Annotated in this window: 28 protein-coding genes; 11 read left to right on the top strand and 17 right to left on the bottom strand. The window is 66.8% G+C overall.

Annotation, left to right across the window (positions count from 1 at the left end):
• Positions 1 to 5: 5 nt before the first annotated feature.
• The 8 genes from AC1MLZ_RS11090 to AC1MLZ_RS11055 form a co-directional block, all read right to left on the bottom strand.
• Positions 6 to 1,679 (bottom strand): flagellar hook-length control protein FliK, encoded by a 1,674-nt coding sequence (locus AC1MLZ_RS11090; protein ID WP_480958507.1) that lies wholly within the window; start codon positions 1,677 to 1,679, stop codon positions 6 to 8.
• A gap of 186 nt (positions 1,680 to 1,865) precedes the next feature.
• Positions 1,866 to 2,285 (bottom strand): hypothetical protein, encoded by a 420-nt coding sequence (locus AC1MLZ_RS11085; RefSeq protein WP_480958506.1) that lies wholly within the window; start codon positions 2,283 to 2,285, stop codon positions 1,866 to 1,868.
• A gap of 1 nt (position 2,286) precedes the next feature.
• Positions 2,287 to 3,612 (bottom strand): FliI/YscN family ATPase, encoded by a 1,326-nt coding sequence (locus tag AC1MLZ_RS11080; RefSeq protein WP_480958505.1) that lies wholly within the window; start codon positions 3,610 to 3,612, stop codon positions 2,287 to 2,289.
• Positions 3,606 to 4,358: a FliH/SctL family protein gene (locus tag AC1MLZ_RS11075; RefSeq protein ID WP_480958504.1), complete on the bottom strand. Its 753-nt coding sequence runs from the start codon at positions 4,356 to 4,358 to the stop codon at positions 3,606 to 3,608. Before AC1MLZ_RS11075 ends, AC1MLZ_RS11080 begins: the two co-directional genes overlap by 7 nt.
• On the bottom strand, positions 4,351 to 5,307 hold the full coding sequence (gene fliG / locus AC1MLZ_RS11070; RefSeq protein WP_197978346.1) for a flagellar motor switch protein FliG: 957 nt from the start codon (positions 5,305 to 5,307) through the stop codon (positions 4,351 to 4,353). The genes AC1MLZ_RS11075 and fliG overlap by 8 nt, the downstream gene beginning before the upstream one ends.
• A gap of 50 nt (positions 5,308 to 5,357) precedes the next feature.
• Positions 5,358 to 7,040 (bottom strand): flagellar basal-body MS-ring/collar protein FliF, encoded by a 1,683-nt coding sequence (gene fliF, locus AC1MLZ_RS11065; RefSeq protein WP_480958503.1) that lies wholly within the window; start codon positions 7,038 to 7,040, stop codon positions 5,358 to 5,360.
• A 1-nt stretch (position 7,041) separates the two neighbouring features.
• Entirely contained in the window at positions 7,042 to 7,371 is a 330-nt protein-coding gene (fliE, locus tag AC1MLZ_RS11060; protein ID WP_480958502.1) for a flagellar hook-basal body complex protein FliE, read from the bottom strand.
• Positions 7,372 to 7,412: 41 nt separating this feature from the next.
• Complete coding sequence (locus AC1MLZ_RS11055; protein ID WP_480958501.1) at positions 7,413 to 8,711, bottom strand: sigma-54 interaction domain-containing protein; 1,299 nt, start codon at positions 8,709 to 8,711, stop codon at positions 7,413 to 7,415.
• A gap of 287 nt (positions 8,712 to 8,998) precedes the next feature.
• Here AC1MLZ_RS11055 and AC1MLZ_RS11050 point away from each other — a divergent pair, with 287 nt between their 5' ends.
• Positions 8,999 to 9,838, top strand: coding sequence for a flagellin N-terminal helical domain-containing protein (locus tag AC1MLZ_RS11050; protein ID WP_480958500.1), 840 nt, complete (start codon positions 8,999 to 9,001; stop codon positions 9,836 to 9,838).
• Positions 9,839 to 10,003: 165 nt separating this feature from the next.
• Here the strand turns inward: AC1MLZ_RS11050 and AC1MLZ_RS11045 are convergent, their stop codons facing one another.
• The 9 genes from AC1MLZ_RS11045 to AC1MLZ_RS11005 form a co-directional block, all read right to left on the bottom strand.
• Positions 10,004 to 10,663, bottom strand: coding sequence for a hypothetical protein (locus AC1MLZ_RS11045; RefSeq protein WP_480958499.1), 660 nt, complete (start codon positions 10,661 to 10,663; stop codon positions 10,004 to 10,006).
• A 108-nt stretch (positions 10,664 to 10,771) separates the two neighbouring features.
• Positions 10,772 to 11,521, bottom strand: a complete 750-nt coding sequence (locus tag AC1MLZ_RS11040) for a FliA/WhiG family RNA polymerase sigma factor (protein WP_480958498.1) — start codon at positions 11,519 to 11,521, stop codon at positions 10,772 to 10,774.
• Positions 11,518 to 13,578 carry a flagellar biosynthesis protein FlhA gene (gene flhA, locus AC1MLZ_RS11035; RefSeq protein WP_480958497.1) on the bottom strand — a complete coding sequence of 687 codons (2,061 nt, stop codon included), beginning with the start codon at positions 13,576 to 13,578 and terminating at the stop codon, positions 11,518 to 11,520. The genes AC1MLZ_RS11040 and flhA overlap by 4 nt, the downstream gene beginning before the upstream one ends.
• 3 nt (positions 13,579 to 13,581) lie before the next feature.
• Positions 13,582 to 14,427: a lytic transglycosylase domain-containing protein gene (locus AC1MLZ_RS11030; protein ID WP_480958496.1), complete on the bottom strand. Its 846-nt coding sequence runs from the start codon at positions 14,425 to 14,427 to the stop codon at positions 13,582 to 13,584.
• Between the two features lie 216 nt (positions 14,428 to 14,643).
• On the bottom strand, positions 14,644 to 14,961 hold the full coding sequence (locus AC1MLZ_RS11025; RefSeq protein ID WP_055881695.1) for a hypothetical protein: 318 nt from the start codon (positions 14,959 to 14,961) through the stop codon (positions 14,644 to 14,646).
• Positions 14,948 to 15,262 (bottom strand): flagellar biosynthesis anti-sigma factor FlgM, encoded by a 315-nt coding sequence (gene flgM, locus AC1MLZ_RS11020; protein ID WP_480958495.1) that lies wholly within the window; start codon positions 15,260 to 15,262, stop codon positions 14,948 to 14,950. The genes AC1MLZ_RS11025 and flgM overlap by 14 nt, the downstream gene beginning before the upstream one ends.
• Before the next feature lie 99 nt (positions 15,263 to 15,361).
• On the bottom strand, positions 15,362 to 15,856 hold the full coding sequence (locus tag AC1MLZ_RS11015) for a flagella basal body P-ring formation protein FlgA (RefSeq protein WP_480958494.1): 495 nt from the start codon (positions 15,854 to 15,856) through the stop codon (positions 15,362 to 15,364).
• Positions 15,853 to 16,389, bottom strand: coding sequence for a hypothetical protein (locus AC1MLZ_RS11010; RefSeq protein ID WP_480958493.1), 537 nt, complete (start codon positions 16,387 to 16,389; stop codon positions 15,853 to 15,855). The genes AC1MLZ_RS11015 and AC1MLZ_RS11010 overlap by 4 nt, the downstream gene beginning before the upstream one ends.
• Entirely contained in the window at positions 16,386 to 17,048 is a 663-nt protein-coding gene (locus AC1MLZ_RS11005) for a motility protein A (RefSeq protein WP_480958492.1), read from the bottom strand. Before AC1MLZ_RS11005 ends, AC1MLZ_RS11010 begins: the two co-directional genes overlap by 4 nt.
• A 696-nt stretch (positions 17,049 to 17,744) precedes the next feature.
• On the opposite strand from AC1MLZ_RS11005, the gene AC1MLZ_RS11000 reads away from it, so the two are divergent.
• The 10 genes from AC1MLZ_RS11000 (at position 17,745) to flgK (ending at position 25,600) form a co-directional block, all read left to right on the top strand.
• Positions 17,745 to 18,023 (top strand): flagellar basal body rod protein FlgB, encoded by a 279-nt coding sequence (locus AC1MLZ_RS11000; RefSeq protein ID WP_480961527.1) that lies wholly within the window; start codon positions 17,745 to 17,747, stop codon positions 18,021 to 18,023.
• Position 18,024: 1 nt separating this feature from the next.
• The gene (gene flgC, locus AC1MLZ_RS10995; protein WP_480958491.1) at positions 18,025 to 18,435 is read left to right on the top strand and encodes a flagellar basal body rod protein FlgC; all 411 of its coding nucleotides are present in this window, start codon (positions 18,025 to 18,027) and stop codon (positions 18,433 to 18,435) included.
• 2 nt (positions 18,436 to 18,437) lie between these two features.
• Entirely contained in the window at positions 18,438 to 19,124 is a 687-nt protein-coding gene (locus tag AC1MLZ_RS10990; protein ID WP_480958490.1) for a flagellar hook assembly protein FlgD, read from the top strand.
• A 30-nt stretch (positions 19,125 to 19,154) separates the two neighbouring features.
• A complete protein-coding gene (locus AC1MLZ_RS10985) occupies positions 19,155 to 20,426 on the top strand; it encodes a flagellar hook protein FlgE (RefSeq protein WP_480958489.1) in 1,272 nt (423 codons plus the stop codon).
• A 26-nt stretch (positions 20,427 to 20,452) separates the two neighbouring features.
• The gene (gene flgF / locus AC1MLZ_RS10980; protein ID WP_480958488.1) at positions 20,453 to 21,205 is read left to right on the top strand and encodes a flagellar basal-body rod protein FlgF; all 753 of its coding nucleotides are present in this window, start codon (positions 20,453 to 20,455) and stop codon (positions 21,203 to 21,205) included.
• A 13-nt stretch (positions 21,206 to 21,218) separates the two neighbouring features.
• Positions 21,219 to 22,007, top strand: a complete 789-nt coding sequence (gene flgG / locus AC1MLZ_RS10975; RefSeq protein WP_128453904.1) for a flagellar basal-body rod protein FlgG — start codon at positions 21,219 to 21,221, stop codon at positions 22,005 to 22,007.
• A 14-nt stretch (positions 22,008 to 22,021) separates the two neighbouring features.
• Positions 22,022 to 22,705, top strand: a complete 684-nt coding sequence (locus AC1MLZ_RS10970) for a flagellar basal body L-ring protein FlgH (protein ID WP_480958487.1) — start codon at positions 22,022 to 22,024, stop codon at positions 22,703 to 22,705.
• Between the two features lie 137 nt (positions 22,706 to 22,842).
• Positions 22,843 to 23,937 (top strand): flagellar basal body P-ring protein FlgI, encoded by a 1,095-nt coding sequence (locus AC1MLZ_RS10965; RefSeq protein ID WP_480958486.1) that lies wholly within the window; start codon positions 22,843 to 22,845, stop codon positions 23,935 to 23,937.
• Positions 23,934 to 24,257 (top strand): rod-binding protein, encoded by a 324-nt coding sequence (locus AC1MLZ_RS10960; protein WP_480958485.1) that lies wholly within the window; start codon positions 23,934 to 23,936, stop codon positions 24,255 to 24,257. Before AC1MLZ_RS10965 ends, AC1MLZ_RS10960 begins: the two co-directional genes overlap by 4 nt.
• A complete protein-coding gene (gene flgK, locus AC1MLZ_RS10955) occupies positions 24,254 to 25,600 on the top strand; it encodes a flagellar hook-associated protein FlgK (RefSeq protein WP_480958484.1) in 1,347 nt (448 codons plus the stop codon). The genes AC1MLZ_RS10960 and flgK overlap by 4 nt, the downstream gene beginning before the upstream one ends.
• Positions 25,601 to 25,605: the final 5 nt, after the last annotated feature.

Below are 25,605 nucleotides of genomic sequence, written 5' to 3'. Positions count from 1 at the left end.
TCGGATCAAGCGATTCGGGTGTCTTCGGTGGCGTCCGTGATCACGGCGGATGGCGCGGTCGTGCGATTCGGGGCGTTCGTCGTTGCCAGTGCGCGCTGCTGGCTGGAACCGGCGTTGCCGCCCGCATTGCCATCGCCGAGCATGCCTTGGGCGAGCTTCAGCCCTCGCGCTTCGGCGAGTTCGGCAAGACGCGGCTGCGCATCTGCCAGCAACGTCCGTGTCGCGGCTTGTTCGGCATTGAAGTGGACGTGGACAGTGTCGCCGTCCTTCCTCATCGAAACGTCGATCGTGCCGAGCGCATCAGGGATCAGGCGGATGCGCGTGTCGGTCGCGTTGGCGGCGTCGCGGAGCATGTCGATCCGCTCGATCATCGCGTGCGGCCAGCGATCCTGCCGCATATCGAGCGCGGCATTTTGCGGCGTCGCCGGTGCGCTTTGCAAAGCCGGCGCGAGCGCAGCCGGGGTGGGGGCGGCATCGAGTGCTCCCGTCTTCGCCTCGAAATCGTCGCGCGCCTTTGTTGCCACCTGGATCGCCGCACCGAACACCTGCGCCGCCGACGCGATCGTACCGGGTTGCGGCTGGATCGCCTCGGGCTGCGCCACCGCGAGCGCGACGGGCGCCGTCGCCTCGGTCGCGATCCAGCGCGGCGTGCCGATCGCAGGGGGTATCGTCGTCGCTATCGGCGCGGCGTCCGCCGGGGTGTCGGTCGCCGCCGCGCTGAGACCTGCCATGGCGCCATGTCCGGCGTTCCCCGGCATCGCGAACGGCACTGGCGCGCCCACCTGAGGTGGCGATAACCCCGGCAACGCCATCATGGTCACACCCGCTGACGTCGGAGTATTGAAGGCGACAGAGGCTGGTGGCGCGCCGGGGGACGGTTCGACGGCTCGGCCCGTTTTGCCGGGGGGCTGCACTGTCCGCTTTGCAGCAGGGCCAGTCGGGACGAGTGCCATGCCTTGGGGGATCCCGATCACCGGGCTCGTAATCGGCTCCGCTACCCGCGCCTGAAGCGCCGGGCTTACGACCAGCAGGGACAGCACAACGTCGACTGGCGGCTTGGCAATCGGATACGGCGAACCCGATAGCGCCGGAACGGCGCGGCTCGCAACGCGAACCGGGTCGCCCGCTGGTGCACCACCGGCTTGTGGAATTGCGGCTGGCTTCGGTGCGGCTTCGGACGACGCCTCAACTGCGTCACGGTTGCCGGAAAATGAGGGAGGCGGCTCAGCGGACGCGGCGGCTTTCGGGCTCGCGATGTCGGCAACCGGAGAGGCGGCAGGCAGAATGATTGCCGCGACGTCGTCCTGCGCCGCGATAATGGGTGCCGTGTCGGAATCTGCGTACTCGGCAATGACCATATCGTCCGTGTCCTCCGCTTCGCCGACCTGGGCGATATCGGATGGCCGGAGAGGACGTGCGCCAAGCGCGTGCCGTCCTGCCGTCAAGGCAGGACGAGCCGGCGCTGGCACTCCGACCCCAACGGCCATGAGAACCGCGTCCGATCCCGCCGGTGTCGCATCCGGCTTGGCGTCGACCGGATGAGGCACGATTGCCGCTTGCAGCGAGACCCTGCCGACGCCGGCAACACTCGCGATCGGCAAGCCATTGCCGGTCGCGGCCCACTCCTGCCGGGCGGGGTTCGGCAATATCGGGTCCGGCAGCATGTCTCCGGTCGCCAAAGGCGGGAGCATACCGGCGGGTACATCGTCGCTGGCCTGCGCAAAGGACTCCGCGAAACTGCCCGTCCTACCGCTCGTCCCACCGCCCACCTGTGGCGTCGTGGTCGCTCGCAGGGTTGGGGACGTCGGGGAAAGGGGCGCGGTCTGGATCATTCGGGCACTCGGGTTCGGGCTTCTGCCCGTCACTCAGCAAGGATCGTGCCGAACCTTCCGGAACGCCGGTGCATCTTCCAATTCGCGGATCGCTTTCAGCACCGCATCGGCGTCGGCGCGTGCGAGCAGCTTCTCGACCGCGCTCTGATCGCGCTTGGCGGCGCGGGTCGCTTCGGTCGCGCGTTCGACATGGCGTTCGGCAGCGCGAACGCGTTCGACCGCGGCGGTGGCGGACTGGTGCAGGCGCTCCCGGTAATGCGCCGACGCGCCCAGCGACACGGCGGCGAGCGTCTCGTGGACCGGCGCAACCGCTTCGGCGAGCAGCGCGATACGGCCCGACAGCGTCTGTTCGCTGACGAACTTGTCGTGCGCGCGGGCTTCGTCGGCGCGGGTCAGGCCGAGTTGGAGCGTGCGGACGCGGTGGATGCGCGCGAGGGTCTTGCCGCGCGTCATCTCAGCCGCCGAACACGCCGGTCAATTCGGTGACGGCGTCGGCGAGCGAGACGTTCTCGTCGGCGTCCTGGCGGATATATTCCATGACCGCAGGGTGGCAGGCGATCGCCGCGTCGATCGCAGGATCGGCACCGTGGCGGTAGGCGCCCATCAGCACGAGATCGCGATTTTCCTCATAGGTGGCGAGGTGACGGCGAAGCGTGCGTGCGGCCTTGGCGTGGGGTGCGTCGACGATGTCGGTCATCACCCGGCTTACCGACGGGCCGATGTCGATCGCAGGATAGACGCCGCGTTCGGCGAGCTGGCGGTTGAGGACGATGTGGCCGTCGAGGATCGAGCGCGCCGAATCGACCACCGGATCATTGCCGTCGTCGCCGTCCGCGAGCACCGTGTAGATCGCGGTGATCGAGCCGCCGGTGTGGACGTCGACGCCTGCGCGTTCGATCAGGTTCGGTAGCATCGCGATGGCGCTAGGCGGATAGCCGCGTGCGGATGCGGGTTCGCCGAGCGCGAGGCCGATCTCCCGACCGGCATGCGCGACGCGGGTCAGCGAATCCATGATCAGCAGGACCTTCTTGCCCTCGTCGCGGAAGGATTCGGCGATCGCGTGCGCGCGCAAGGCCCCGCGGATGCGGAGAACGGGCGAGTGATTGGCGGGTACCGCGACGACGACCGAGCGTTTGCGCGCTTCGCCGGCGACCTTGGTTTCGAGGAAGTCGGCGACTTCGCGCGAACGCTCGCCGATCAGGCCGATGACGATCACGTCGGCCTGCGCCGCGCGGACGATCATGCCGAGCAGCACCGATTTGCCGACGCCCGAGCCTGCCATGATGCCGACGCGCTGACCCTGGCCGATCGTCAGCAGGCCGTTGATCGCGCGGACGCCGACGTCGAGCGGTTCGAGCACGCGGCCACGGTCGAGCGGCGACTGGAGCTTGCCGGCCAGCGGCCAGCGTCCTGCGCCACGGATCGGGCCGAGGCCGTCGATCGGCTTGCCGGCGCCGTCGACGACGCGACCGAGCAGCGCGGCACCGACTTCGGCCTCACCGGGAGGGCCGATCGGCTTCACCGGCGCGCGGGGGAGGAGGGCGGCGGGGCCACCGAGGTTCATCATCAACGTGCGGCCGTTGCGGAAGCCGATGACTTCCGCCTCGACGCTCGCCGCGCCTTCGCCGACCTGGCAGACGGTGCCGACCGGTAGCGTGAGGCCGACCGCTTCCATGAGGAGCCCGTCGAACGAGGCGAGGCGGCCGGAGACCTTCGGCTTGGCGACGAAATCTGCGTTGGAGAGGGTTTCGAGATAGTCGGCGGTAAAGCGGTTCAGCATTTGGGCACCGGCACCTGGTCGATCGCCTGCGCGAGTTGGTCGAGCCAGAGTTCGGGGCCGTCCTCGACGATCGTCGAGGCGCTTTCGAGCACGAAGCTGCCGCGCGCCACGCTGGGATCACCGGCGGCGAAGATCGATTTGGGCAACCGGCCTTCGAGCAGCGCGACGTCGTCCGGGTGGACGCGGAGCAGCGCGGATTCGGCGGAGTCGGACAGGAGTTCGGCGGCGGTCTCGATCCGACCGGCAAGGACGTCGGGCGCGATGCCGACTTCGCCGACCAGTTTCGAGACGAGGAAGAGGACGGTCTGGCGGAGTTGCGCTGCGACGCGCTCGCGGTCGATCCGGTCGTTGCCGAGCGCGGTGGCGAGGTCGCCAAGCAGCGCGCCGTCCCGTGATGCGCTCTCCTTTGAAGCGGCGGCCGCAGCGGCGAGGCCCTCGGCGTAACCGGCGGCATGCGCGTCGGCGAGCGGATCGATGAACGACGATTCGCTGACCGGATCGAGCGGATCCCAGCCGGCGGTCGGGTTCACGTCCTTGTCCGCCGGGCTGAAGTGCTTGGGCGCACTCGGCTCCGTAATGGGTTGCGAGGTGAAGCTCGGCGACGAGAAATTGCTCGTCGGACGCGGTGCCGCACGCTCGCGGATATCCGCTGCGGCAAACCCGGAGGGTGGTGCGAACGCGCTCGCCAGGATGTGCGCCGTCGTCGTGTGGCGCGAGGCGAAACCCGCGGTGAAGCCGTTAGACATAATCGTCTTCCCCCCCGCCCATCTGGATCGTGCCGTCCTTGGCCAGGCCGCGCGCGATCGCGATCATCGCCTTCTGCGCTTCGAGCACTTCGGCGAGCTTCATTGGCCCGCGTGCCTCCATCTCGTCGCGGATGCCGTCGGCGGCGCGTGCCGACATGCAGCCGAGGAAACGGTTGCGGATCGTCTCGTCGACGCCCTTCAAGGACTTGGTCAGGATCTCGCTGTCGACGTTACGGATCAGCGTACCCAGATTCTTGTCGTCGAGTTCCAGCAGATTATCGAAGACGAACATCGCCTCCTCGATCGCTTTCGCCACGTCGCGGTCGATCTTGAACAGCTTGGGCATGACCCGCTGTTCGGTCGCTTTCCGCGCGCCGGAGAGAATCTTCGCCGCCTCGCGCGTGCCGCCCAAAGTCACACCGGCGCCGGTCGAACCCGTGCTGGTGCGGTTGGCGAGCAGCGTGCGCAGCGTGTCGACCGCCTCGGGCGTGATCGGCCCAAGCCGCGCGATGCGGTGGAGGATGTCGGGCTGCACCGCGTCGGGCAGCAGTTCGAGTACCTGGCCGCCGACCGATGCATCGAGATTGGCGATCAGGACCGCGGCGATCTGCGGATGTTCCTTCTCGATCATCGCCGCGATCTCGGGCGCGTCGAGCCAGTCGAGCAGTTCGAGTTCGCACGCAGCCTCCGCCGGCGTGATCCGCGCGAGCACGCTCTCGGCCTTTTCCCGTCCGAGCGCGCGGTTCATCACCGCCTCGATCTTAGGCCGCGGATCGAAACCGATCGCGGTCCGCTCACGCGCGCGGTCGACGAAATCGTCGAGCACGTCCTCGACTTCCTGCTCCGACACGTCGGCGACCTTGAACATCGCCGCACCGAGTTGCCGCACTTCTTCCGGCTCCAGCTTCTGGAGGATGGCCGCAGCCTCCTCCTCGCCGACGAGCATCATCAGCACCGCGGCGCGCTCGACGCCGGTATAGGTGCGAATAGCGACGTCGCTCACTTCGCGTCCGCCTTGATCATGTCGCGTACGGCCAAAGCAGCGCGCGTTGGATTGTCGCGCGTGAAGCCGCGGACCGCACCGATCCGGTCGTCATAGCCGCGCGTGTTCTCGAGCTGGTCGAGGCTGACGGGGGCGGCGACGCCGATTCCGGCCGGCGCGCCTTCGCCACCCGCCTCGCCGATCGGCTGACCGAAAGCGGGACGCGTCGTGGCGTCGTCGCGCTTCTTCATCAGCGCCTTGGCGATCGGGCGGACGCCGAGCAGCAGCACCAGCAGCGCGATCAGGATCGCGGTGCCGTTGCGCGCGAGCACCGGCAGCCACGCATTGTCGTACCAGGCCGGACCGCTCGACGCGGCCGCATCGGCGCCGGCGAACTTGCGGCTGATGACCGTGACGTTGTCGTTGCGGGCCTGGTCGAAGCCGACCGCGCTCTTCACGAGATCGCTGATCTGGTTGATCTCCATCGCAGTGCGGCGGCCCTTTTCGGGATCGCGCAGGAGGACGGCAACCGAGAGACGCTTGACCCCGCCCGGCGTGGCGCGCGTGACCGACACTTCGCGGCCGAGGTCGTACGCGCGCTGATACTGGTCCGACTGCTTCATCGCGTCGGGGGCAGCGCCGCCAGCGACCGGCTGCGCGGCGGTGCCCGGATTGCCGGTCGCGGGCTGTGGCGTCGACAGCGTGCTCGCGGCTGGCGGCGTATTGCTCAGCGCGCCCGGAATACCGCCTGGAGCAGCACCCGCGCCGTCCTTCTGGTTGCCGGTCCAGTTGCCCGTCTCGGCGCGCAATACGCCCTGCTTCTCATAGCTTTCGCGCGTCGCCTGGCTCTCGTCGAGATTGACGTCGGCCTGGACTTCCGCGGTGAAATTGCCTGCGCCGACCAATGGCGTAAGCAGCGCGATCAGCTGCGTGCGGTACTTGTCCTCGACGCGGCGCTGGATGTCGATCCGCGCGTCGCTCGCGGCGCCTGCGCCGTCGTTGCCGCCGGCCTTGGTGAGCAAAGCGCCCATCTGATCGACGATCGTCACGGCTTCGGGCTTCATGCCCGGCACCGACGACGCGACGAGGTTGATGATCGAGCTGACCTGCGCATCGCTCAGCGAGCGGCCGCCCTGCAATTTCAGGATCACCGAGGCCGAAGGCGCGGCGTTGTCGCGAACGAACACCGACGCTTCGGGCATTGCGAGATGCACGCGCGCCTCGGCGACCGCGTCGATCTCCTCGATCGACTTGGCCATCTCGGATTCGCGTGCCTGGCGGAGGCGTTCGCCTTCGACCGCGCGCGAAACGCCCATCGGCAACTGATCGAGGATCGCGTAACCGCCGGGCGCCGCTTTCGGCAGGCCCTGACCCGCGAGCAGCATCTTGGCGCGGCTGTAATCGTCCTCGCCGACGGTCAGCGCGCCGGTGCCCTCGTCGATATGGCTCTTGATGTTCGCGGTCGTCAGCGCGGACGTGACCGCGGCCTTGTCGGAATCGGGCAGGCCGCTGAACAGCGTCTTCTGCGTCGGCGTCGACAGGCTCATCCACGCGAGCGCGGCGGCGGCGATCAGGCCGACCATTAGCGCCATCGGCAACGAGCGGCGGACCGCGGGCTGCGCGAACGCGGCCTTGATCTGCTGGAGGGGATTGGCGAACCGTTCGGTGCCGCCCGGCGAAGGGATGAGTGCGGTGCTCATGTCAGACCGGCATGCTCATGATATCCTTGTACGCGGACAGCAGCTTGTTGCGGACCTGCAACGTCGCCTCGAACCCGACCGACGCCTGCTGGCGCGCGAGCATCACTTTCGCGATGTCCACCGTCTCGCCGCGCTCATAGCTTTCGCTGAGCTTGGCGGCCTGGGTCTGGCCGTCGTTCACGCTCTTCAGCGCGGTTTCCATCGTGTCGGCAAAGCTGGTCGGCTTGACCGTCTCGGTCGGCGCGACGTTCCCGGTCGCTCCAGCGCGCGAGAGCGCCTGGTTGCGTTCGAGGATCTGCGAGCGCAGCGCCATGACGCGATCGACGCTCATCGCGCCCCCACCTGCATTTGCGCCTATCCCACTGATACCGCTCACGCCGATGCTGCCCAATTCAGCGCGCTGCCGATGTCGTCACCCTGCTCGCGTGCCTTGGCGAGGCGGTAGCGGAGCGTGCGCTCGGAAATGCCAAGGCGCTTGGCGGTTTCGATCCGGCTGCCGTTGCACGCCTTCAGCGTCTCGCGGATAGCGGCGAACTCGCTCATCTGGACGATGTTGCCTAGAGTTTCGGGTTCGCTTGGCGTTGCGGCCGCGATCTGCGTGACCGGTGCACTGCGCTGGAACGTCATCGACACGGGACGGTCGAACACGATGTGGCTAGCCTCGATCGTGTCGCCGCCGCAGAACAACAGCGCGCGCTGGATCACGTTCTCCAGCTCGCGGACGTTGCCCGGCCAGTCGTGCAACATCAGCTGTTCGATCGCGGCATGGCTCGGCCAAGGGATGACGTTGCGATTACCGGCATGACGCAGGATCAGCGTCGCGGCGAGTGCGGGGATATCCTGCGCGCGCTCGGCCAGTGACTTGGTCGCGAGCGGGAACACGGCGAGGCGGTAATAGAGATCGGCGCGGAAGCGGCCCGCGGCGACTTCGGCGTGAAGGTCGCGGTTGGCACACGCGATCACGCGGACGTCGATCGGCTGCGGCACCGACGCGCCGAGCGGCACGACCTCGCGCTCCTGCAACACACGGAGCAATTTGGCCTGCAATTGCAGCGGCATTTCGGCGATCTCGTCCAGCAAGATCGTGCCGCCGTTCGCGGCGCGGAAGAACCCGTCGCCGCCGCTGGATGCACCGGTGAACGCACCCTTCTCGTGGCCGAACAGCAGCGCCTCGAGCATCGATTCCGGGAGCGCGGCGCAGTTGATCGCGATGAACGGCTTGTCCTTGCGCGCCGAGCCGTTGTGGATCGCGCGGGCGAGCACTTCCTTGCCGGTACCGGTGGGGCCGTTGATCAGCACGGTGATGTCGGCAGCGGCAACGCGCTCGGCGAGGGCGAGCAGCGCAAGCGACTCGGGGTCTGCAGCGGTCGGCATATCGGGCCCGCCGATCAGCGCACGCGCGAAGCCGTTGCCGACCGCGGTATCCTCTGCGGCAAAGCTGATCCGCGCCGGTGAACCGCCACGCGACGGGGTCACTTCGCGACCTTGGCAACCGATCACCACGGTACGGGCGGGAGCGGCGATACCCTCGCCATCCGCGACCAGAAACAGGTCGTTCGGTCCGGGCTGGGCGGTCTCGAACGAGCCCACCCCGAACCCCTGCGCGCGCAGCGACGAGACGAGCGCAAATTTACGCGAAGTGACTGCCGCTGATGGAAAAATCGAACGCATGAAAGGCCCCCCTGAACGAATCGGGGAATGCGCCATCATTGGTAAATTCGTGGTTAAGCGCTGCCGGCACCGGCAGATTATTTCCGGGCGCGTCCACGCGGACACACGCGGACATATACCGGGCGCGTTAGCGCGCGCGGAAGCGCTCGCCCAGACGCACCAGCCTGCGCGCGACCCCGAATTTTTTCCCTAAATCTCCGCGGAAGGCGGTCGTTACTCACTCTGACGGCACGGGACTTCGCCATGGGGGCGGCGCGGATCGTCTGAACATTCACGGAGATTTCGACATGACTGTCATCGGTACCAACATCTCGGCCATGCGCGCCGCGAACGCTTCGAACGCAGCGAGCAGCGCGCTGTCCACCTCGATGGAGCGCCTGTCGACCGGCAAGAGCATCAACTCGGCCAAGGACAACGCGGCCGGCATGGCCATCACGACGTCGATGTCGTCGCAGATCAAGGGCATGAACCAGGGCATCCGCAACGCCAACGACGGCATCTCGATGGCGCAGACTGCGGAAGGCGCGCTCGACGAGGTTACCAACAACCTGCAGCGGGTTCGCGAACTCGCGGTCCAGTCGACCAGCGGCACGTATAGCGCCGAAGACAAGGTCAATATCCAGGCGGAAGTGACCGCACTTACGGCACAGATCACCAGCACGCTCGCCAACACGAAGTTCAACGGCAACAAGCTGTTTACGGGCGACGCGGCGGCTGCCGGTACCAACGGTGTCGTTACGATCCAGGCTGGGGCCAACATCGAAGATACGGTTACCCTCACTCTTCCCGCGCTGGCCACCGATGCGACGATCATCGCTGCGACGGCTCTCGATCTTTCGGCTGCCGGCGCTACCAACGCATCGATCACCACGGTCGATACGGCGCTCGAGACGATCAATACGGCGCGCGCCGGTCTGGGTGCAGCGCAGAACCAGCTCCAGTCGGCGGTCAACAACCTGACGTCGAACTCGACCAACCTGTCGGACGCCAAGAGCCGCATCGAGGACACCGATTTCTCGGCAGAAACGACCGCGCTCGCCAAGGCACAGATCCTGAGCCAGGCATCGACCGCGATGCTCAGCCAGGCGAACCAGAGCCAGCAGAGCGTTTTGAAGCTGCTTCAGTAATCCGGACCGGCACCGGCACCGCCCCCCCAAGGGTGCCGGTGCCGATCGGACCCGCCTTGCTTCCCAGAAGCGGGGGGCGGAGAAAACCTCGGTGGCGAAAGCTACCGGGGTTTTTGCGTGTCCGGAGCTGCTGGCCGAGACGAACCTCGGCCGGGTTGATGACGGCTAGAACGAGAACGACGACAGGATCAGAAAGCCGGTCTGCATTTCTTCCTTGTAACGCACGCTGATTTCGCCTGGAGGCAGGGGGCCGTCCGCTACGATGCCGTCGCCAAGAACGCGGGTGTTCGGATCCACCACCGCGCCGATGCCGATGTTGAAACTCTCGTCGCCGCTGCCACGACGGAAGCCCATCATGACTCCGATCCCGATCGATTCGATGATGTCCTCTGTCCCTGGCTGCAGTGCAATGAATGGGCCGATGCCCCAGGTTTCCTGCTTCGACGGGTAATCCGGCGTGAAGAAGTAATGCGATTCGAGCATGATCCGTGCGCGGCCATTATTCTCGTCGTTGACGCGGACGACCCCGTTGACGAGCGACGCGTCGCTCACTCGGTCGCGATCACCGCTGGCGAGCGTAAACGAGATCCCGACACCGAACTTCAGGCCGGCAAAGTCTTTGGTCTCGCCGGTGGCTTTGTCTTTGGCGGCATCTACCGCGCCGTTCGCCGGCTGTTCCCCCGCGGGCTTCGCCCCGGCAGGATCGCCACGCGGCGATGCGGGGACGTACGCGGCTGGATCGGCATTGCCGGTTTGCGCAATCGCCACGATCGGCGTGACGGCCAGTATCGCGGCGCATGGCAAAGCATAGATCGTGAACGACATAGATGCCCCCGAATGGTTCGGCGGCCATGATGTTGCCTGGACAGGTGCTAGTATACAGGAGGTGACTCCGTAACGGAGCTAATACCTCGCCGGTAGATCTGCCGGCGGTCAGATTTGCCGTGCCAGAGCTTTCTTCAACTTGGCATGCGCGGACGCTTTTATCTGGCACACGCGGGCTGAGCCGACGCCGAACACTTCGCCGATCTCTTCGAGGTTGAGTTCCTCGACGTAGTATAGCTGGATCACTTGCGCTTCGCGTTCTGGCAAAGCGGTGATCGCGGCGATCAGGGCTTCGCGCATGTCGCTGTCGGCGAGTTGTTCGAAGGCGTCCGGGGTGTCGTCGGCGAACCAGGGGAGGTCGTCGGCGTACATCTCGTCGATCGAGTCGAAGCGGATCGCGTCGGCGGTGACGTAGTCGGTGCGGAGTTTTTCGATCGTGACGCCGATGTGCTGCGCGATCATGTCTTCTCCTGGAGCCTTGCCCGTGCGGGCGGTTAGCGTGCTGATCGCCTCGGAATACTGGCGGCGGCGGCGCATCGCGCCGCGCGTCGACGTCGCCTGGCGGCGGAGTTCGTCGATCATGCTGCCGCGCAGGCGGGTGATGAGGTAGGTCTTGAACGGCATCCCGCGCTCGTCGAAATTCGCGGCGGCCTCGACCAGCGCGACGAGGCCGACCTGGATTAGGTCCTCGACCTCGACGCTGCTGCTCATGCTGCCGTGGACGTGCCATGCGATCCGGCGGACGAGGGGGAGGTGCTGCTTCACCAATTGGTCCGCGTCGCCGCCGGGGCGTTGGTGCGGGCGGTAGGTCAGCGGCTGCGCATCCGCGAACGCGCCGCGCATGGGGAGCGCGTTCATGCCGCCAGCGCCTGTTGCGAAGCACCGATGACGGCGACGACTTCGACGGCCTTTTCCTCCGGCACCTCGAAGAACGACATTACCGGCGTGTCGGGCAGGCACGTCTTCACCAGCTTGCGGATGGCGATGCGAATGGTCGGCTGGACGACGAGCGCGAACGGTTTCGCTTCGGCGATCAGCGGTTCGGCGGCGCGTTGCAGCGCCTCGACGATGCGACGGCCGAGATCGGGTTCGATGACGTGGCGGCGCGATTGATCGGCGCGCATCGCCTGGCCGAGCAGACCTTCCAATTGACCCTCCAACGTCATGACGCGCAACGGTTCGCGCACGCCGCACAGTTTCTGGATGATCAGCGCGCCGAGTTCGGGACGGATCGTCTCGATGATCTCCTCGGCGTCCTGCGTGCGCTGCGCGGCGACCGCGATTGCGCCGGCGATGCGACGGAATTCCTTGAGCGGCACGTTCTCCGCGAGCAGGCCCTTGAGGACTTGCGTCAGCGTCGTGATCGGTAAAGGGGTGAGTGCGGCGACGAGTTGCGCGGCGCGCTCCTTGAGGCCGTCGAGCAGCGCCTGCACTTCGTCCTGGCCGAGCAGTTCGGATGCATTCTGGCCGAGCATGTGGTTGAGGTGCGTCGCCATCACGGTGCCGGGATCGACCACGAGATAGCCCGCACCGGTCGCGGCATCGGCGTCGCTGGCGTCGACCCAGGTCGCGTCGAGGCCGAAGGTCGGATCCTTGACCTTCTTGCCGAACAGGTCGCCGAACGCCTGCCCTGTGTCGAGCGCGAGCATCTCGTCGGGCGACACAGTGTCTTCGCCGACGACGACGCCGTTGACGATGATGCGGTAGACATAGGGCGCGAGGTTGATGTCGTCGCGGACGCGGACCTGCGGCACGACGAAGCCGAGTTCCTTCGACAATTGGCGGCGGACGCCAGTAATGCGGCCCATCAGCGGCGAGCCGCGGCGCTCGTCGGCCAGCGGGACGAGGCCGTAGCCGATGTCGAGATTGACCTGCATGCCGTCGGTAACTTCCTCCCAGCCGATCTTCGACTGGTCGATCGTCTCGACGGGGACGACCACGACGGGGGCGGGGCGGCGCTCGATCTGGCGGAGTTTCCACGCGGCGAACCCGGCGATGGCGGCTGCCGGCAGGATCACCATGTGCGGCATGCCGGGCAGGATGCCGAGCAGCGCGAGGATGACCGCGACCGGAGTCCAGGTGCGGGGGCTGCCGAACTGGCCGCCGATCTGGCCGGCGAGATCCTTGTCGGAGGTGACGCGCGTGACGATCGAGGCGGCGGCGATCGACAGCATCAGGCTCGGCAGCTGTGCGACCAGCGCGTCGCCGATCGCGAGCAGGATGTAATTGTGTGCGGCGTCGGCGATCGTCATGCCGTGGCTGACGGGGCCGAGGATCAGGCCGCCGATGATGTTGGCGGCGAGGATCAGCATGGCGGCGACCGCATCGCCCTTCACGAACTTCGACGAACCATCCATCGAGCCGTAAAAATCGGCCTCGGTCGAGACCTCGACGCGGCGTGCCTTGGCTTCGTCGGGGGTGATGAGGCCGGCGTTGAGATCGGCGTCGATCGCCATCTGCTTGCCGGGGAGTGCGTCGAGCGTGAAGCGCGCACTGACTTCGGACACGCGGCCGGCGCCCTTGGTGACGACGATCATGTTGATGATCATCAGGATCGCGAAGACGAAGATGCCGACGACGTAATCGCCGCCGATCAGGAACGTGCCGAACGCCTCGATGACGTGGCCCGCCGCGCTTTCGCCCTCGTGGCCGTGGACCAGCACGATGCGGGTCGAGGCGACGTTTAGGCCGAGGCGGAAGAGGGTGGCGAACAGGAGGACCGTCGGGAAGGCGGAGAAATCGAGTGGTTTCTGGGCGTTGAGGGCAACCATCAGCACGGCGAGGCTGATCGCGATGTTCGCCACGAAGAAGATGTCGAGCATGAACGCCGGGATCGGCACGACCATGACGAGCACGAGCAGCAGGATCGCGAGCGGCAGGACGGACGCACGGGCGTTGGAGAGGATGCGGTTCATGGCTTAGCCGCCCAACCGTGCGAGCATCATATAGGCGAGGCGGGCGGTGTCGGGCGTTGGGCGCAGGATGCTGGCTGCGGCCTGCGTCGTCCGACCGGTGAACTTGTTCATGGCCGTAGTCGCCCAGGCCAGCGCGTCGTCAGCGCTCTCGTTGTTGCCGGTGATGACCGTGCTGCCGTCCATGTCGAGCGCCTGCGCGGCGTAGTTGGTGGGCGTCGCGGTCGAGGTCGCACCGGCGGCGGCGCCACCGAGCTTGTCGGCGAAACGGTCGTAGATCGCCGACAGCGTGCGCGGCTGGTTGTTCGAATTGTAGAAGACGTTGTGGTTCGCGCGCGCGGCGGCGGGGAACAGCGCCGCGCCGCTCGCCTGCGGGTTGGCCTGCATCGTCTTGAGGAACTTGGTCGCGCCGCCGAGTCCCATGAAATGCGCCATGTAGAGATCGGTGCCCGACGCGGGGCGGTTGAGCGTGCCTTCGAGCGACGCCTTGTTGTCCGAGGCATATTCCGCGGCCATCAGCGAGGCCGCGTTCGGATCGTTGCGGAGCGCGAGGATCGCAGCCTTGGTGCCGGCATCGCCGACGGAGAGGCGACCACTGGAGGACTGACCGATGCTGTTCGCCGCCCAGCCGAGGCCGTGCTCGGCGCCATGCTTCTTGACGACCGATAGCCAGCTCTGTTCGATGAATTGGTAGAGGCCCGATGCGCTCGACGTACCCGCCCTGGCGTTGGCGTTGAGCCCGCTTTCGAGCTTCGCCTGGCCCAGCAGATAGTCGAAATCGACGCCCGTCTTGCTGCTCGCAAGCGCGATCGCGGACTGTATCCGGCCGGTAGTGATAGGATTGACGGTCATGCCGTGTGCGGTGCCCCTGGTTCAGGAGGTGCTCAGCAAGGGGCGTGCCAGTTTGGTATTCAGCCGCCAGCGTTCGTCATTCCCGCGGAGGCGGGAACCCATACTGGCGGGCCGTGGGATAGAATCGCATGCGCTGGAGGATATGGATCCCCGCCTGCGCGGGGATGACGAAGTTAGAGGGGATGACGAAGTTAGGGAGGTATTGTTCGCGCTACTTTAAGCGTACGCGGCCCTCAGGCCCGGCCGATAGCCGGCAACGGCGCCGTCGCCGGTCAGGGTTTGCAGGCGGCGGCGGACATTTGCCGCCATCAAGTTCGTATAAATCCGGCAGGTCTCGTTGAGCCGGTTCGCCTCGTCGGCCAACTCGCGGATCTCGGTGCCCGCCGGGCCCGTGCCGAGCAGCGCGACCTGTTCGATGCCGGCGAGCTTGTCCGCGGTCGCGCGCTCCAGGCTGGCGACGTCGTTCGACTTCAGCGCGGCGATCTCGGCGTGCAGCGCGTCGATCACGCGGATCAGGGCATCACGCCGTTTCATTGGAATTCCAGGCGAGGCTGAGCGCCATCAGCCGATCGGCGATGGTCGCGGGAAGGATGGGGAAATTGCCGGCGGCGATCGCCTTCTTGATCTCGGCGACACGCGTCGCATTGATCGGCGGCGACGACGCCATCGACTTGGTGAGCGCGATCGACTCCGGGATGACCGAAGCCTGTGCTTTGGCCTGTACCGGTGTCTGAACCACTGTCGTCTGAACGGGCGTCGTCGGCGTCGCGGCGGCGACGCGCGCGACGGAGCGATCTCCTGCTACTGACGGCTTCGCGCCGATCGAGTCCACCATGTCCGCATCCTTTGGTTTGCGATGACATCAGGAGGAACGGCCGCACGGCGAAAAGCTTTAGCGAAATTAATCTGTTCGGAAATTTAGTTCGACCAGACCTTAGTTCGACCAACCGGGCAGGGTCGCGTGGCCGGCTTCAACGGCGATCGCCTGGACCGGCGTGCGGGTGTCGTCGACCTTGACCATGAAGCGTCCGCCGGGGGCGGCATCGCCCATCGCGACGCCCTCGCGACTGATCGAGAAGCCCTCGGTGCCCGCCTCGATCACGATCGGATCGCCGCGCTTGATGACGGGGGCTGCCTTCACGGCTGGCGCGAACGAGGCTGCGACCGCGGCGGGCGCGTTGGCCGGGCGGACGACCTGCACGAAGATCCGCCACGCGGGGCCAGCGCACGACACGACGACCGCGTCATGCTGTTCGGACCGCCATGACAGCGACACCGTGGGACAGGTCGCAAGCCGCAACCGTGCGTCGATCGGCGTGCGTGCGCCACCCTCGGCGCCAGTCGGCCGGCCGGTGAACGCGGCGACCGAACGATCGAGTGCGGCGGTATCCTGGAAGCTCGCGGCCACGAGCAGGAACGGGATGATCATTGAGCGGTCCTTTGAACTTCACCCCTTGGGGGTTCGCCGACAAAGGCGACGGAGACGATGGCGGCGCGGCGGCCGGGCTTGGTGGCGGTGACGATCGCGACGCGCGACGGTGCAACCGCGGCGAGCGCGGCGGCGACGGTGCGGGCACGATCGGCGGCGAGGATCGCGGCGCTGCCGGTCACGCGGTCGATATCGGCGGGCGTGCCGTCGGTCGAGCCGGTGACGGTGAGCATCACGCGGGGATCACGCGCGGCCTCGCGCGCCCAGGCGACCAGCGCGCCGGGCGTGGTCGGCAGGATCGCCGAGCCGGGCGCGAAATCGAGGATACCGGCGGCGGCAACGGGCATCGGCGCCGGCTCGGCATCGTTCGCGCCGAAGCCTTCGCGGATGCCCTTCGCCAGGTCTTTTCCGCCGATGTGTTGGGTCGCCTGCATGAGCACGAGAAAGCCGACCAGCAACAGCGCAAGGTCGGCGAGCGTGATCAGCCAGAGCGGTTTGCCGGTCGGCGCGTCGGGGTATTCGCTGGCGTTCATGCGACGGTTGCCAGAGTGGGCGCTACATAGCCGCGGGGCGTCTCGCGTTCCGCAAGGGCCACGAGCGGCGCTTCGATACGCGCGCGCTCGAACGCCTCGTTACGCCCCTGCACGCGCAGGCGGTTGGCGATCGGCATGAAGAGCAAATTTGCGAACAGCGCGCCGTACAGCGTGGCGAGCAACGCGACGGCCATCGCGCCACCGATCGCGCCGGGATCGCTCATCGTCGCGAACATCTGCGCGAGGCCGATCAACGTGCCGACCATGCCCATCGCGGGGGCGGCTTCGGCGGCGCCGGCCCAGACGTCGGCGGCGGCGACGTGGCGTTCTATACGTGCGCGACGACGGTGCTGGACGAGCGTCGCGACGTCGGTGGCCGAGGCGCCATCGACGATCGCGGCGATCCCGGCAGCGACGTCCGCGTCGCTGATCACCGAGCGATCGAGTGCCATCACCCCGTGACGCTTCGCGATCCGGGACAGTGCGGTGATCTGTTGGAGCAATGGACCGGCGTCGAACCGGCCTCGGCCAAGCGTCGTGACCGCAACGAGCGCGCGACCGAGATCGCGGAAGGGGGTGCGGAGGACGACCGCCAGCACCGTGCCGCCACCGACGATGGCGAGCGCTGCGGGGTCGAGGAGTTGGGCGAGCGTGATCATGTGCGTGGGGTGATGCAAGGGGTGTGCCGGATTGTGTGGGCGCTGCCGAAGTCTCAAGTCCTCCGTCACGCCGGGCCCTGGTCTTCCGTTCCCCGCCATCGTGAAGGGAGGGTTAGGGAGGGGTGGGTTCGTTGCTGTCTCCGGAGTTCGCCAAGCGGCCCACCCACCCCCGACCCCTCCCTTCACGAGGGAGGGGGAAGCCGGGTGGTGTTCGTGGCTATCTCGACCACCACCACGGCGAAGGCCGGGCCCAATTGGGGGACATCGCTTACTGAGCGCGCGCGTTGTTACTGCGACCTCTCCAATTGGGCACCGGCCTTCGCCGGGGTGGTGGAAATGATTGGATGGCAGCCCTCGCTTCCTTGTTCTCCCGCGAAGGCGGGAGCCCAGGCTGGATCCCCGCCTTCGCGGGGAAACATAGTGGGAGTGCGAGCCAGAAGTTCGGTTTGCCGCCCTCGACGATTATCCGGCAACCGCCTTGCCGGTCACCCCTGCCGCACCGGCAACCGCTTGCCGTTCGCCTTGCCGCACACTTGCCGCCCCCCGGCAAACCGCCATCCGCCACCCTCGCCACCAAAACTGGCACGCCCATTGCTTATGTCCGGTTGCGCAATTGGTGCGCCAGGAGACGGGCTTGTGTCAGGCGACACGCTTTTCGGAGTTCATGGGGCGGCACTCGAGGTGCGCTCGCAGCGCATGGGTGTGCTGGCGTCGAACATCGCCAACGCGTCGACGCCCGGCTTCAAGGCGCGCGACATCGATTTCCAATCGGCGCTCGCGTCGGTCGAGAACGATGGCGGCACCAGTGCGGCAACCAAATACCGCATCCCGACGCAGACCTCGATGGATGGCAACACCGTCGAGCTGAGCCAGGAGCAGACCGCGTTCGCCGAGAACGCCGTCCAGTATCAGACGACCTTGTCGTTCCTGAACGGGCGGATCGGCCAGATCACGCGCGCGCTGAAGGGGGAGTAAGATGTCCAACCAGCCCATGACGATCTTCCAGGTCGCCGGCCGCGCGATGTCCGCGCAGCTCGTCCGGATGAACACCACCGCGTCCAACCTCGCCAATGCCGGCGGCACGACCGGCTCGGCGGAGACCGCATACAAGACGATGAAGCCGGTGTTCCGCACCAGCTTCGATCGGCTGAGCGGCATGTCGACGGTCGACGTCGAGCGTGTCGTCACCGCGGGCGACGCGCCTACCAAGCGCTACGATCCCGACAATCCGATGGCCGACAAGGATGGCAACATCTTCGAAGCCGCGGTCGATGAAACCCGCGAGATGGTCGACATGATGGAGACCGCCCGCAGCTACCAGAACAACATCGAAGTGATGAACACGGCCAAGTCGCTCATCATCGATACCCTCAAGCTAGGCCGCTGATCATGGCATCCTCCTTCGATACCACGCTGTCCAACATCGGCATCACGCGCGCGTCGACCGCTGCGGCGCCGACGACCACCACGGCGGCCGCCGCGGGGACGCTCAACCAGAACGACTTCCTGAAGCTGATGACCGCGCAGATGCAGAACCAGGACCCGTTCAACCCGGTCGACAACACCCAGATGGTCGCACAGATGGCGCAGTTTTCGAGCCTCGCCGGCATCTCCGAGATGAACACGACGATGAAGGCGATCTCCGACAAGCTCGGCGCGACCAGCGCCAGCGATGCGATGGGATATGTCGGCAAGACCGTCCTGACCGAGGGCAGCACCGCCTATGGTCGCACCGGCGGCGGGATCGCGGGCTCGGTCGAACTGGCAGGGGCGGCAAGCGGCGTCAACGTCACGATCAGCGACGCGAACGGCGCCGCGCTCCGGACGCTGGCGCTCGGGCCCCAGGCCAAGGGCACCATCGGCTACGACTGGGACGGCAAGGACGCCGCCGGTGCCGACGCCGGCAACGGGCCGTTCACCGTCAGCATCAACGCGCAGAACAACGGCACCACGGTTCCTGCGACCGGGCTGGTCTGGGCGCCCGTCCAGTCGGTCTCGACCACCACCGGTTCCACCATCCTCACCCTTCCCGGGATCGGCGAAGTGCCGGTCAGCGCAGTCCGCCAGATCGGCTGATCGCACCCTCGATTTCAAGGAGTTAAACGCATGTCCTTCTACACTTCGCTTTCCGGCCTCCAGGCATCGCAGACCGAGATGTCGACGATCTCGCACAACCTCGCCAACGTCTCGACCAACGGCTTCAAGAAGAGCCGCACCGATTTCGCCGACGTGATCGCATCCAGCGTGTCGGTCGCGCCGTCGCAGCAGATCGGCTCGGGCGTCATGGTCAAGGGCAACCGCCAGCAGTTCGCGCAAGGGAATTTGATCCAGTCGGCGAACGCGCTCGACCTTGCCGTGTCGGGCGACGGCTTCTTCGTGGTGAAGCCGGAGACGGGCTCGTCGCAGGTCAACTTCACGCGCAACGGCGGCTTCCTGGTCGATGCCGACCGCTTCGTGGTCGATTCGAACGGCAGCCACCTCCAGGTCTATCCGGTCGACGGATCGGGCAGCGTCGTCGCTACCGGGCTCGAGTCGGCGATCAGCCTGCAGCTGCCCGAGACGAGCGGCACCGCGGCACCGACCAAGGCGGTCACGCTCGGCGTCAACCTCAACGCGAGCTCCAAGCTCCCGACCACCGCAACCTTCGATCGCTTCGATCCGTCGAGCTACAACCAGTCGGCGCAGACCACCGTCTATGACGCGTCGGGCAACGCGATGACGCTGACCAATTATTTCAAGCGCACCTCGGTCTCGACCGACGCGAACACGCCGAGCACGTGGGAAGTCCACAGCTTCGTCGGCGACAAGGAGCTGACGTCGGGCGGCGTTGCCGGTTCGACGATGACGTTCGACGGGACGGGCAAGCTGACCGCGCCGACCGCGCCGATCACCTATGACGAGTTCACCACCGCCGGTTCGGCGACCCCGCAGCAGATCGCCTTCAGCTTTGGCGGCGACGCCACCACGCAGAAGGCAAACGCGTTTGCCGTGAACTCGCGGACGCAGGACGGCAAGGCGGTCGGCCAGATCCAGGGCGTGACGATCGACGAGAAGGGCATCGTCAAGGCGAGCTTCTCGAACGGCGACACGCAGGCACTCGGCCAGGTGATGCTCGCCAATTTCTCGAACCCCGAGGGCCTGCGCCAGCTCGGCAACAGCTATTGGTCGTCGACCGGCGTGTCGGGCACGGCGAAGCTGGGCGAGGCCGGCTCCAACGGCTTCGGCAACCTGATGTCGGGGACGATCGAGCGGTCGAACGTCGACATCACCGAGGAACTGGTCAGCCTGATCGCGGCACAGCGCAATTTCCAGGCGAACTCGAAGGCGCTGGATACCGCGAGCCAGATTTCGCAAACCATCTTCAACATCCGCAGCTGATCGATAGCGGGGCGGGGGGAACCTGAATGGACAAGCTGGTCTACACCGCGGCGACGGGCCTGCGCGCGCACATGGCGGCGCAGGCGGCGATCGCCAACAACATGGCGAACGCGTCGACGACGGGCTTCCGCGCCGATCGCGTGGTGTTCGACCGGCTCAACCTGAAGGGCGACGGCAACACGATCGAGGCGCGTGCGCCGACCTCGGAAGAGGTGACGGATGCCGATCGCTCACCGGGTGCGATCCAGCTGACCGGGCGTCCGCTCGACGTCGCGATCACCGGCACCACCGCGTGGCTGGCGGTGCAGGCGTCGGACGGCTCGGAAGCGTACACGCGGCGTGGTGACCTTGAAGTGGCACCATCCGGCGTGCTGCAGACCGGCGACGGGCATCCGGTGATCGGCTCGGGGGGGCCGATCACCCTGCCGCCCTACCAGTCGCTGTCGATCTCCGCCGACGGGACGATCTCGATCATCCCGCAGGGCGGCGACGCACAGAACCCGCAGGTGATCGACAAGCTCAAGCTCGCCGACACCAAGGGGTCGGACACGGTCAAGGGTCTCGATAATCTGCTGCGCGTGAAGGGCGGGGGCACGCTGCCCGAGGATCTCGATGCGAAGGTGCAGGGCGGGGCGATCGAGGGATCGAACGTCAACATGACGCAGGCGCTGGTCGACATGATCGAGAACCAGCGCAGTTACGAAGTTCAGGCCAACATGTTGAAGTCCGCCAAGGACATGGATGAAAGCGGTGCATCGCTGATGCGCCTGCCGAGCTAGAAGGAACCGACGAATGTCATCCGCAGCCATGCATATCGCGCGTACCGGGCTCGACGCCCAGGATACCCGCATGCGTATCATCTCGAACAACCTCGCCAACGTGAACACCACGGGCTTCAAGAAGGACCGTGCGGCGTTCGAGGCGCTCGCCTATCAGGTCGTCACGACGCCCGGTACGCAGAGCACCGCCGAGACGAAATACGCGACCGGGCTCAACCTCGGCACCGGCGTCCGGCTCCAGGGGACGGCGCGGATCGACACCCAGGGCGCGATGCAGACGACCGGCAACAGCCTCGATCTCGCGCTCGACGGCGACGGTTATTTCCAGGTGCAGATGCCCGGCGGCACGCTCGGCTATACCCGCGCCGGCAATTTCTCCCGTTCGGCGGAAGGCCTGCTGGTCACTAGCGAAGGCTATCAGCTGCAGCCCGGCATCACCGTTCCCGAGGGCACGACCGCGATCACAATCGGTTCGGATGGTACCGTGTCGGCGACCGTCCCCGGCCAGACCGAGGCGACGCAGATCGGCCAGATCCAGGTCGCCAGCTTCCCGAACGGTGCAGGCCTCCAGGCGACCGGCGACAACTACCTCGTCGAGACCGCGGCCAGCGGCGCCGCCAATGTCGGCATCGCCGGCCAGGACGGCCGCGGCAACATCAAGCAGGGCATGCTCGAAGCGTCGAACGTCAACGTCGTCGAGGAACTCGTCGACATGATCGAGACGCAGCGCGCGTACGAGGTCAATTCGAAGATGATCTCGGCAACCGACGACATGCTCAAATACGTCAACCAGAACATCTGATCGCGGAGCGCAGCATGATCCGCACATCCTTCATTTCTCTCGTCGCCGTTGCAGCGGTCGTCGGCACGTCGTCGGCAAACGCCAGCCTCTTCGGCAAGAAGGCGCCGCCCGAGGATTTCTCGGTCGTACGGCCATTGCCGGTCCAACCGGTCCCGATCGTCGCGACGGGTTCGATCTTCCAGGCACAGGACGGTTACGCGGCGCTCTACGAAGGCTGGCGCGCGCGGAAAGTCGGCGATCCGCTGACGATCGTGCTGGTCGAGCGGACCGCCGCGTCGAAGTCCTCGGGGTCGAAGCTCGACAGCAACGGCGGGGCGAGCATCACGCCGCCCACCACCGGCGCGCTCAATCTGTTCAGCAAGAGCGATGCGACGATCAGCGGCGGGCGCAATTTCAACGGCACCGGCGCCGCCGATCAGGCCAACTCGCTGTCGGGCGAGGTCAGCGTGACGGTCGCGGCGGTTTATCCCAACGGGACGATGCTGGTGCAGGGCCAGAAGCGCGTCACGCTCAACCGCGGCGACGAGTTCCTGAAGATCAAGGGCCTGGTCCGCACCGCCGATGTCGATGCGAACAACCGTGTGCTCTCCACGCGGGTCGCCGACGCGCAAATCTCGTACACCGGCAAGGGCGACGTCGCCCGCGCCGGTCGCCAGGGGTGGCTCGGCCGCTTCTTCTCCGTCGTCAGCCCGTTTTGATGCGTCCGCTGACCCGTGCCCTCACCCTTCCCACCCGGCAAGCGCCGGCCGGGCCCCTTCCCTCTCCCCTCAGGGGAGAGGGAGAGACGCCGAAGGCGGCGATGGGTGAGGGCACGCGTTCCGGCTTGAGGTTTTCCATGATCCGCTTTCTCTTCGCTATCCTCGCCGGTTGCCTCATCGCCGCGCCGGCCTCGGCCGACCGCATCAAGGATCTGGGCGGGTTCCAGGGTATCCGGTCGAACCAGCTGACCGGCTACGGCATCGTCGTGGGTCTCCCCGGCACGGGCGACGACAATCTCGAATACACGGTGCAGTCATTGAAGGCCGTCGCGTCGCGCTTCGGGCTCCAGCTGCCGCCGTCCGCGAACCCCGGCATGAAGAACGCGGCCGTCGTCATGATCACCGCCGAACTGCCGCCGTTCGCCAAGCCCGGCCAGCGGCTCGACATCACCGTCGCATCGATGGGCAAAGCCAAGTCGCTGCGCGGCGGGAGCCTGATCATGACGCCGCTGCTGGGGGCCGATAACCAGATCTACGCGATGGCGCAGGGCAACCTCGCGGTCGGCGGTTTGGGCGCAGAAGGCGCGGACGGGTCGAAGATCGTCGTCAACGTGCCATCGACCGGTCGCATCCCCGAGGGCGCCACCGTCGAACGCGCGGTCGCGACCGGGTTCGACAGCGCGCCGACGCTCACCTTCAACCTCGCGCGCGCCGATTTCACCACCGCGCAGAATGTCGCCGGCGCGATCAATTCGAAGCTCGGCTTCGGCAGCGCGCAGGCGATCGACGCGGTCTCGGTCGCGGTCCGTGCGCCGTTCGGTGCCGATATCCGCTCCACCCTGATGTCGACGATCGAAAATCTCGACGTCGTCTCGGCCGAGCCCTCGGCCAAGGTCATCGTCAACGCACGCACCGGCACCGTCGTCATCAACTCGGCGGTCCGCGTTGGTCCGGCGGCGATCACGCACGGCAAGATGACGGTGCGGATCGACGAGAAGCCGCAGGTCAGCCAGCCGGCCCCGTTCAGCGGCGGCCAGACCGTCGTCACGCCGAACAGCGCGGTCGCGGTCGAGGAGGAGCGTCGCCCGATGTTCCTGCTGAACCCCGGTCCGAGGCTCGCCGACATCGTCAAGGCAGTCAACGCGATCGGCGCATCGCCGGCCGATCTGGTCGCGATCCTCGAGGCGCTGAAGGAAGCCGGCGCGCTCAAGGCCGAGTTGATCGTCCTGTGAGCCCGCTCAACGCACCCGCACCCACTACGGGAATCTCGACCGACACAAGCCGCCTCAAGTCGAAGGACAATCTCGACAAGGCGGGCAAGCAGTTCGAAGCGGTCTTCACCGGCATGATGCTGAAAAGCATGCGTCAGGCGAAACTCGCCGACCCGCTGTTCGATTCGAAGGCGATCGATACCTTCACCGACATGCAGGACGGGCTGGTCGCGAAGTCGATGGCCGAGCACACGCCGCTCGGCATCGGCAAGGCGATGACCGACTTTCTCAGCAAATCGCAATCCGATCTTAACCAGGCTGCGGCAGTCTCACTGCCATGAGCGATCTCCTCTCGATCGGCGCCTCGGGCGTTCGCGCCTACCAGACCGCGCTGTCGACGGTGTCGGAGAACATCGCGAACACCGGGACGGTCGGCTATACCCGGCGCACGACGACGCTCGCCGAGGTCTCCTCGGTCAATGGCGGGATCAACGCGCGGAACTCGGCGACCGGGAGCGGCGTGATCGTCGTCGGCGTCGGTCGCAGCGCCGACGCGTATCGATCGCAAGCGGTTCGCTCGGCCGGCACCGATCTCGGCAAGACCGAGGCCAGCGTCGCCTGGATGAGCCGGATCGAAACGTCGCTAGGCGACAACAAGCTCGGCGATCGCCTCACCAGTTTCTTCGGCTCCGCGCAGACCTTGTCGGCGGATCCGACCTCCGTACCGGAGCGCGCCGTCATGCTCGAAGCGGCAAAGACCGCGGCGGAGGCCTTTGCTGCAACCGGCAAAGCGCTCGATACGGCGGCGGTCGAACTCGATTCGTCTGCATCGCAGGCGGTCCAGTCGCTCAATTCGCTCGGCACCGCGCTTGCCAAGGTCAATGACGGGCTCGCCCGCACGCAGCCGGGCTCGTCGAGCGCGGCACAGCTCGCCGATCAGCGCGACCAGCTGCTCGACCAGATGAGCACGCTGACCGACGTCAACACCGCGTTCGACGATCTCGGGCGCGCGACGGTGCGGCTCGGCAGCGCGACCGGCACGGTATTCGTGGCGGGTAACGAAAGCGGGCAGGCGTCGTTCGCCCGCAACGATGAAGGCGCGGTGCAGTTCGCGGTCACGCGCGGCGGTGTCACGACCGGACTGTCGCCGACGGGCGGTGCGCTGGCCGGAATGGCCGAGGGTGCGCAACGGATCGCCGCGGCGCGCGAATCGCTCAACGGCATCGCCAGCGACTTCACCACGCAGGTCAACGCGGTCCAGGCGCAAGGCCGCGATCTCAGCGGCAATCCCGGTGCCGCGCTGTTCGCGACCGGCACCAGCCCGACCGACATCTCCGTCTCGCTGACCGATCCGCGCGGGATCGCCGCCGCGGGGGCGAACGGCGGGGTACGCGATGCGTCCAACCTTGCCGCATTGCAGGCGCTCCGTACGAGTGGCGGATTCGAGACGCGGACCACCATGCTGATCGCCGGCAACGCCGCTGCGCTCGAACAGCGCAAGACCGTCGCCGATGCGCAAGGTGCGATCCGCGATGGCGCGGTCGCGTCGCTCGCGTCCTCGTCGGGTGTCGACCTCGATAGCGAAGCGGTCGACCTGCTACGCTTCCAGCAGGCCTATCAGGCGTCGAGCCGCGTGATCCAGACCGCGCGCGACACGTTCCAGACCATCCTCGATCTACGGTAACGCTC

Source organism: Sphingomonas sp. PEI4, from assembly GCF_056679955.1.
Note: the sequence above shows the minus strand (reverse complement) of the source record. Positions and strands in the feature narration are given on the sequence as shown.

Coding starts and splice junctions, on each gene's coding strand:
- fliE (WP_480958502.1), bottom strand. CDS start 7,371: ATGAGCGTCGATCGCGTCATGGCGCTGCGCTCGCAGATCCTCGAACGC.
- AC1MLZ_RS11075 (WP_480958504.1), bottom strand. CDS start 4,358: ATGTCTAACGGCTTCACCGCGGGTTTCGCCTCGCGCCACACGACGACG.
- AC1MLZ_RS11045 (WP_480958499.1), bottom strand. CDS start 10,663: ATGTCGTTCACGATCTATGCTTTGCCATGCGCCGCGATACTGGCCGTC.
- fliG (WP_197978346.1), bottom strand. CDS start 5,307: ATGATGCTCGTCGGCGAGGAGGAGGCTGCGGCCATCCTCCAGAAGCTG.
- flgF (WP_480958488.1), top strand. CDS start 20,453: ATGGACAAGCTGGTCTACACCGCGGCGACGGGCCTGCGCGCGCACATG.
- AC1MLZ_RS10990 (WP_480958490.1), top strand. CDS start 18,438: ATGGCATCCTCCTTCGATACCACGCTGTCCAACATCGGCATCACGCGC.
- flgG (WP_128453904.1), top strand. CDS start 21,219: ATGTCATCCGCAGCCATGCATATCGCGCGTACCGGGCTCGACGCCCAG.
- AC1MLZ_RS11010 (WP_480958493.1), bottom strand. CDS start 16,389: ATGAACGCCAGCGAATACCCCGACGCGCCGACCGGCAAACCGCTCTGG.
- AC1MLZ_RS11030 (WP_480958496.1), bottom strand. CDS start 14,427: ATGACCGTCAATCCTATCACTACCGGCCGGATACAGTCCGCGATCGCG.
- AC1MLZ_RS10970 (WP_480958487.1), top strand. CDS start 22,022: ATGATCCGCACATCCTTCATTTCTCTCGTCGCCGTTGCAGCGGTCGTC.
- flgM (WP_480958495.1), bottom strand. CDS start 15,262: ATGGTGGACTCGATCGGCGCGAAGCCGTCAGTAGCAGGAGATCGCTCC.
- flgK (WP_480958484.1), top strand. CDS start 24,254: ATGAGCGATCTCCTCTCGATCGGCGCCTCGGGCGTTCGCGCCTACCAG.
- AC1MLZ_RS11005 (WP_480958492.1), bottom strand. CDS start 17,048: ATGATCACGCTCGCCCAACTCCTCGACCCCGCAGCGCTCGCCATCGTC.
- AC1MLZ_RS11085 (WP_480958506.1), bottom strand. CDS start 2,285: ATGACGCGCGGCAAGACCCTCGCGCGCATCCACCGCGTCCGCACGCTC.
- flhA (WP_480958497.1), bottom strand. CDS start 13,578: ATGAACCGCATCCTCTCCAACGCCCGTGCGTCCGTCCTGCCGCTCGCG.
- fliF (WP_480958503.1), bottom strand. CDS start 7,040: ATGAGCACCGCACTCATCCCTTCGCCGGGCGGCACCGAACGGTTCGCC.
- AC1MLZ_RS11055 (WP_480958501.1), bottom strand. CDS start 8,711: ATGCGTTCGATTTTTCCATCAGCGGCAGTCACTTCGCGTAAATTTGCG.
- flgC (WP_480958491.1), top strand. CDS start 18,025: ATGTCCAACCAGCCCATGACGATCTTCCAGGTCGCCGGCCGCGCGATG.
- AC1MLZ_RS11025 (WP_055881695.1), bottom strand. CDS start 14,961: ATGAAACGGCGTGATGCCCTGATCCGCGTGATCGACGCGCTGCACGCC.
- AC1MLZ_RS11040 (WP_480958498.1), bottom strand. CDS start 11,521: ATGAACGCGCTCCCCATGCGCGGCGCGTTCGCGGATGCGCAGCCGCTG.
- AC1MLZ_RS11000 (WP_480961527.1), top strand. CDS start 17,745: ATGGGTGTGCTGGCGTCGAACATCGCCAACGCGTCGACGCCCGGCTTC.
- AC1MLZ_RS10985 (WP_480958489.1), top strand. CDS start 19,155: ATGTCCTTCTACACTTCGCTTTCCGGCCTCCAGGCATCGCAGACCGAG.
- AC1MLZ_RS11050 (WP_480958500.1), top strand. CDS start 8,999: ATGACTGTCATCGGTACCAACATCTCGGCCATGCGCGCCGCGAACGCT.
- AC1MLZ_RS11080 (WP_480958505.1), bottom strand. CDS start 3,612: ATGCTGAACCGCTTTACCGCCGACTATCTCGAAACCCTCTCCAACGCA.
- AC1MLZ_RS10965 (WP_480958486.1), top strand. CDS start 22,843: ATGATCCGCTTTCTCTTCGCTATCCTCGCCGGTTGCCTCATCGCCGCG.
- AC1MLZ_RS11015 (WP_480958494.1), bottom strand. CDS start 15,856: ATGATCATCCCGTTCCTGCTCGTGGCCGCGAGCTTCCAGGATACCGCC.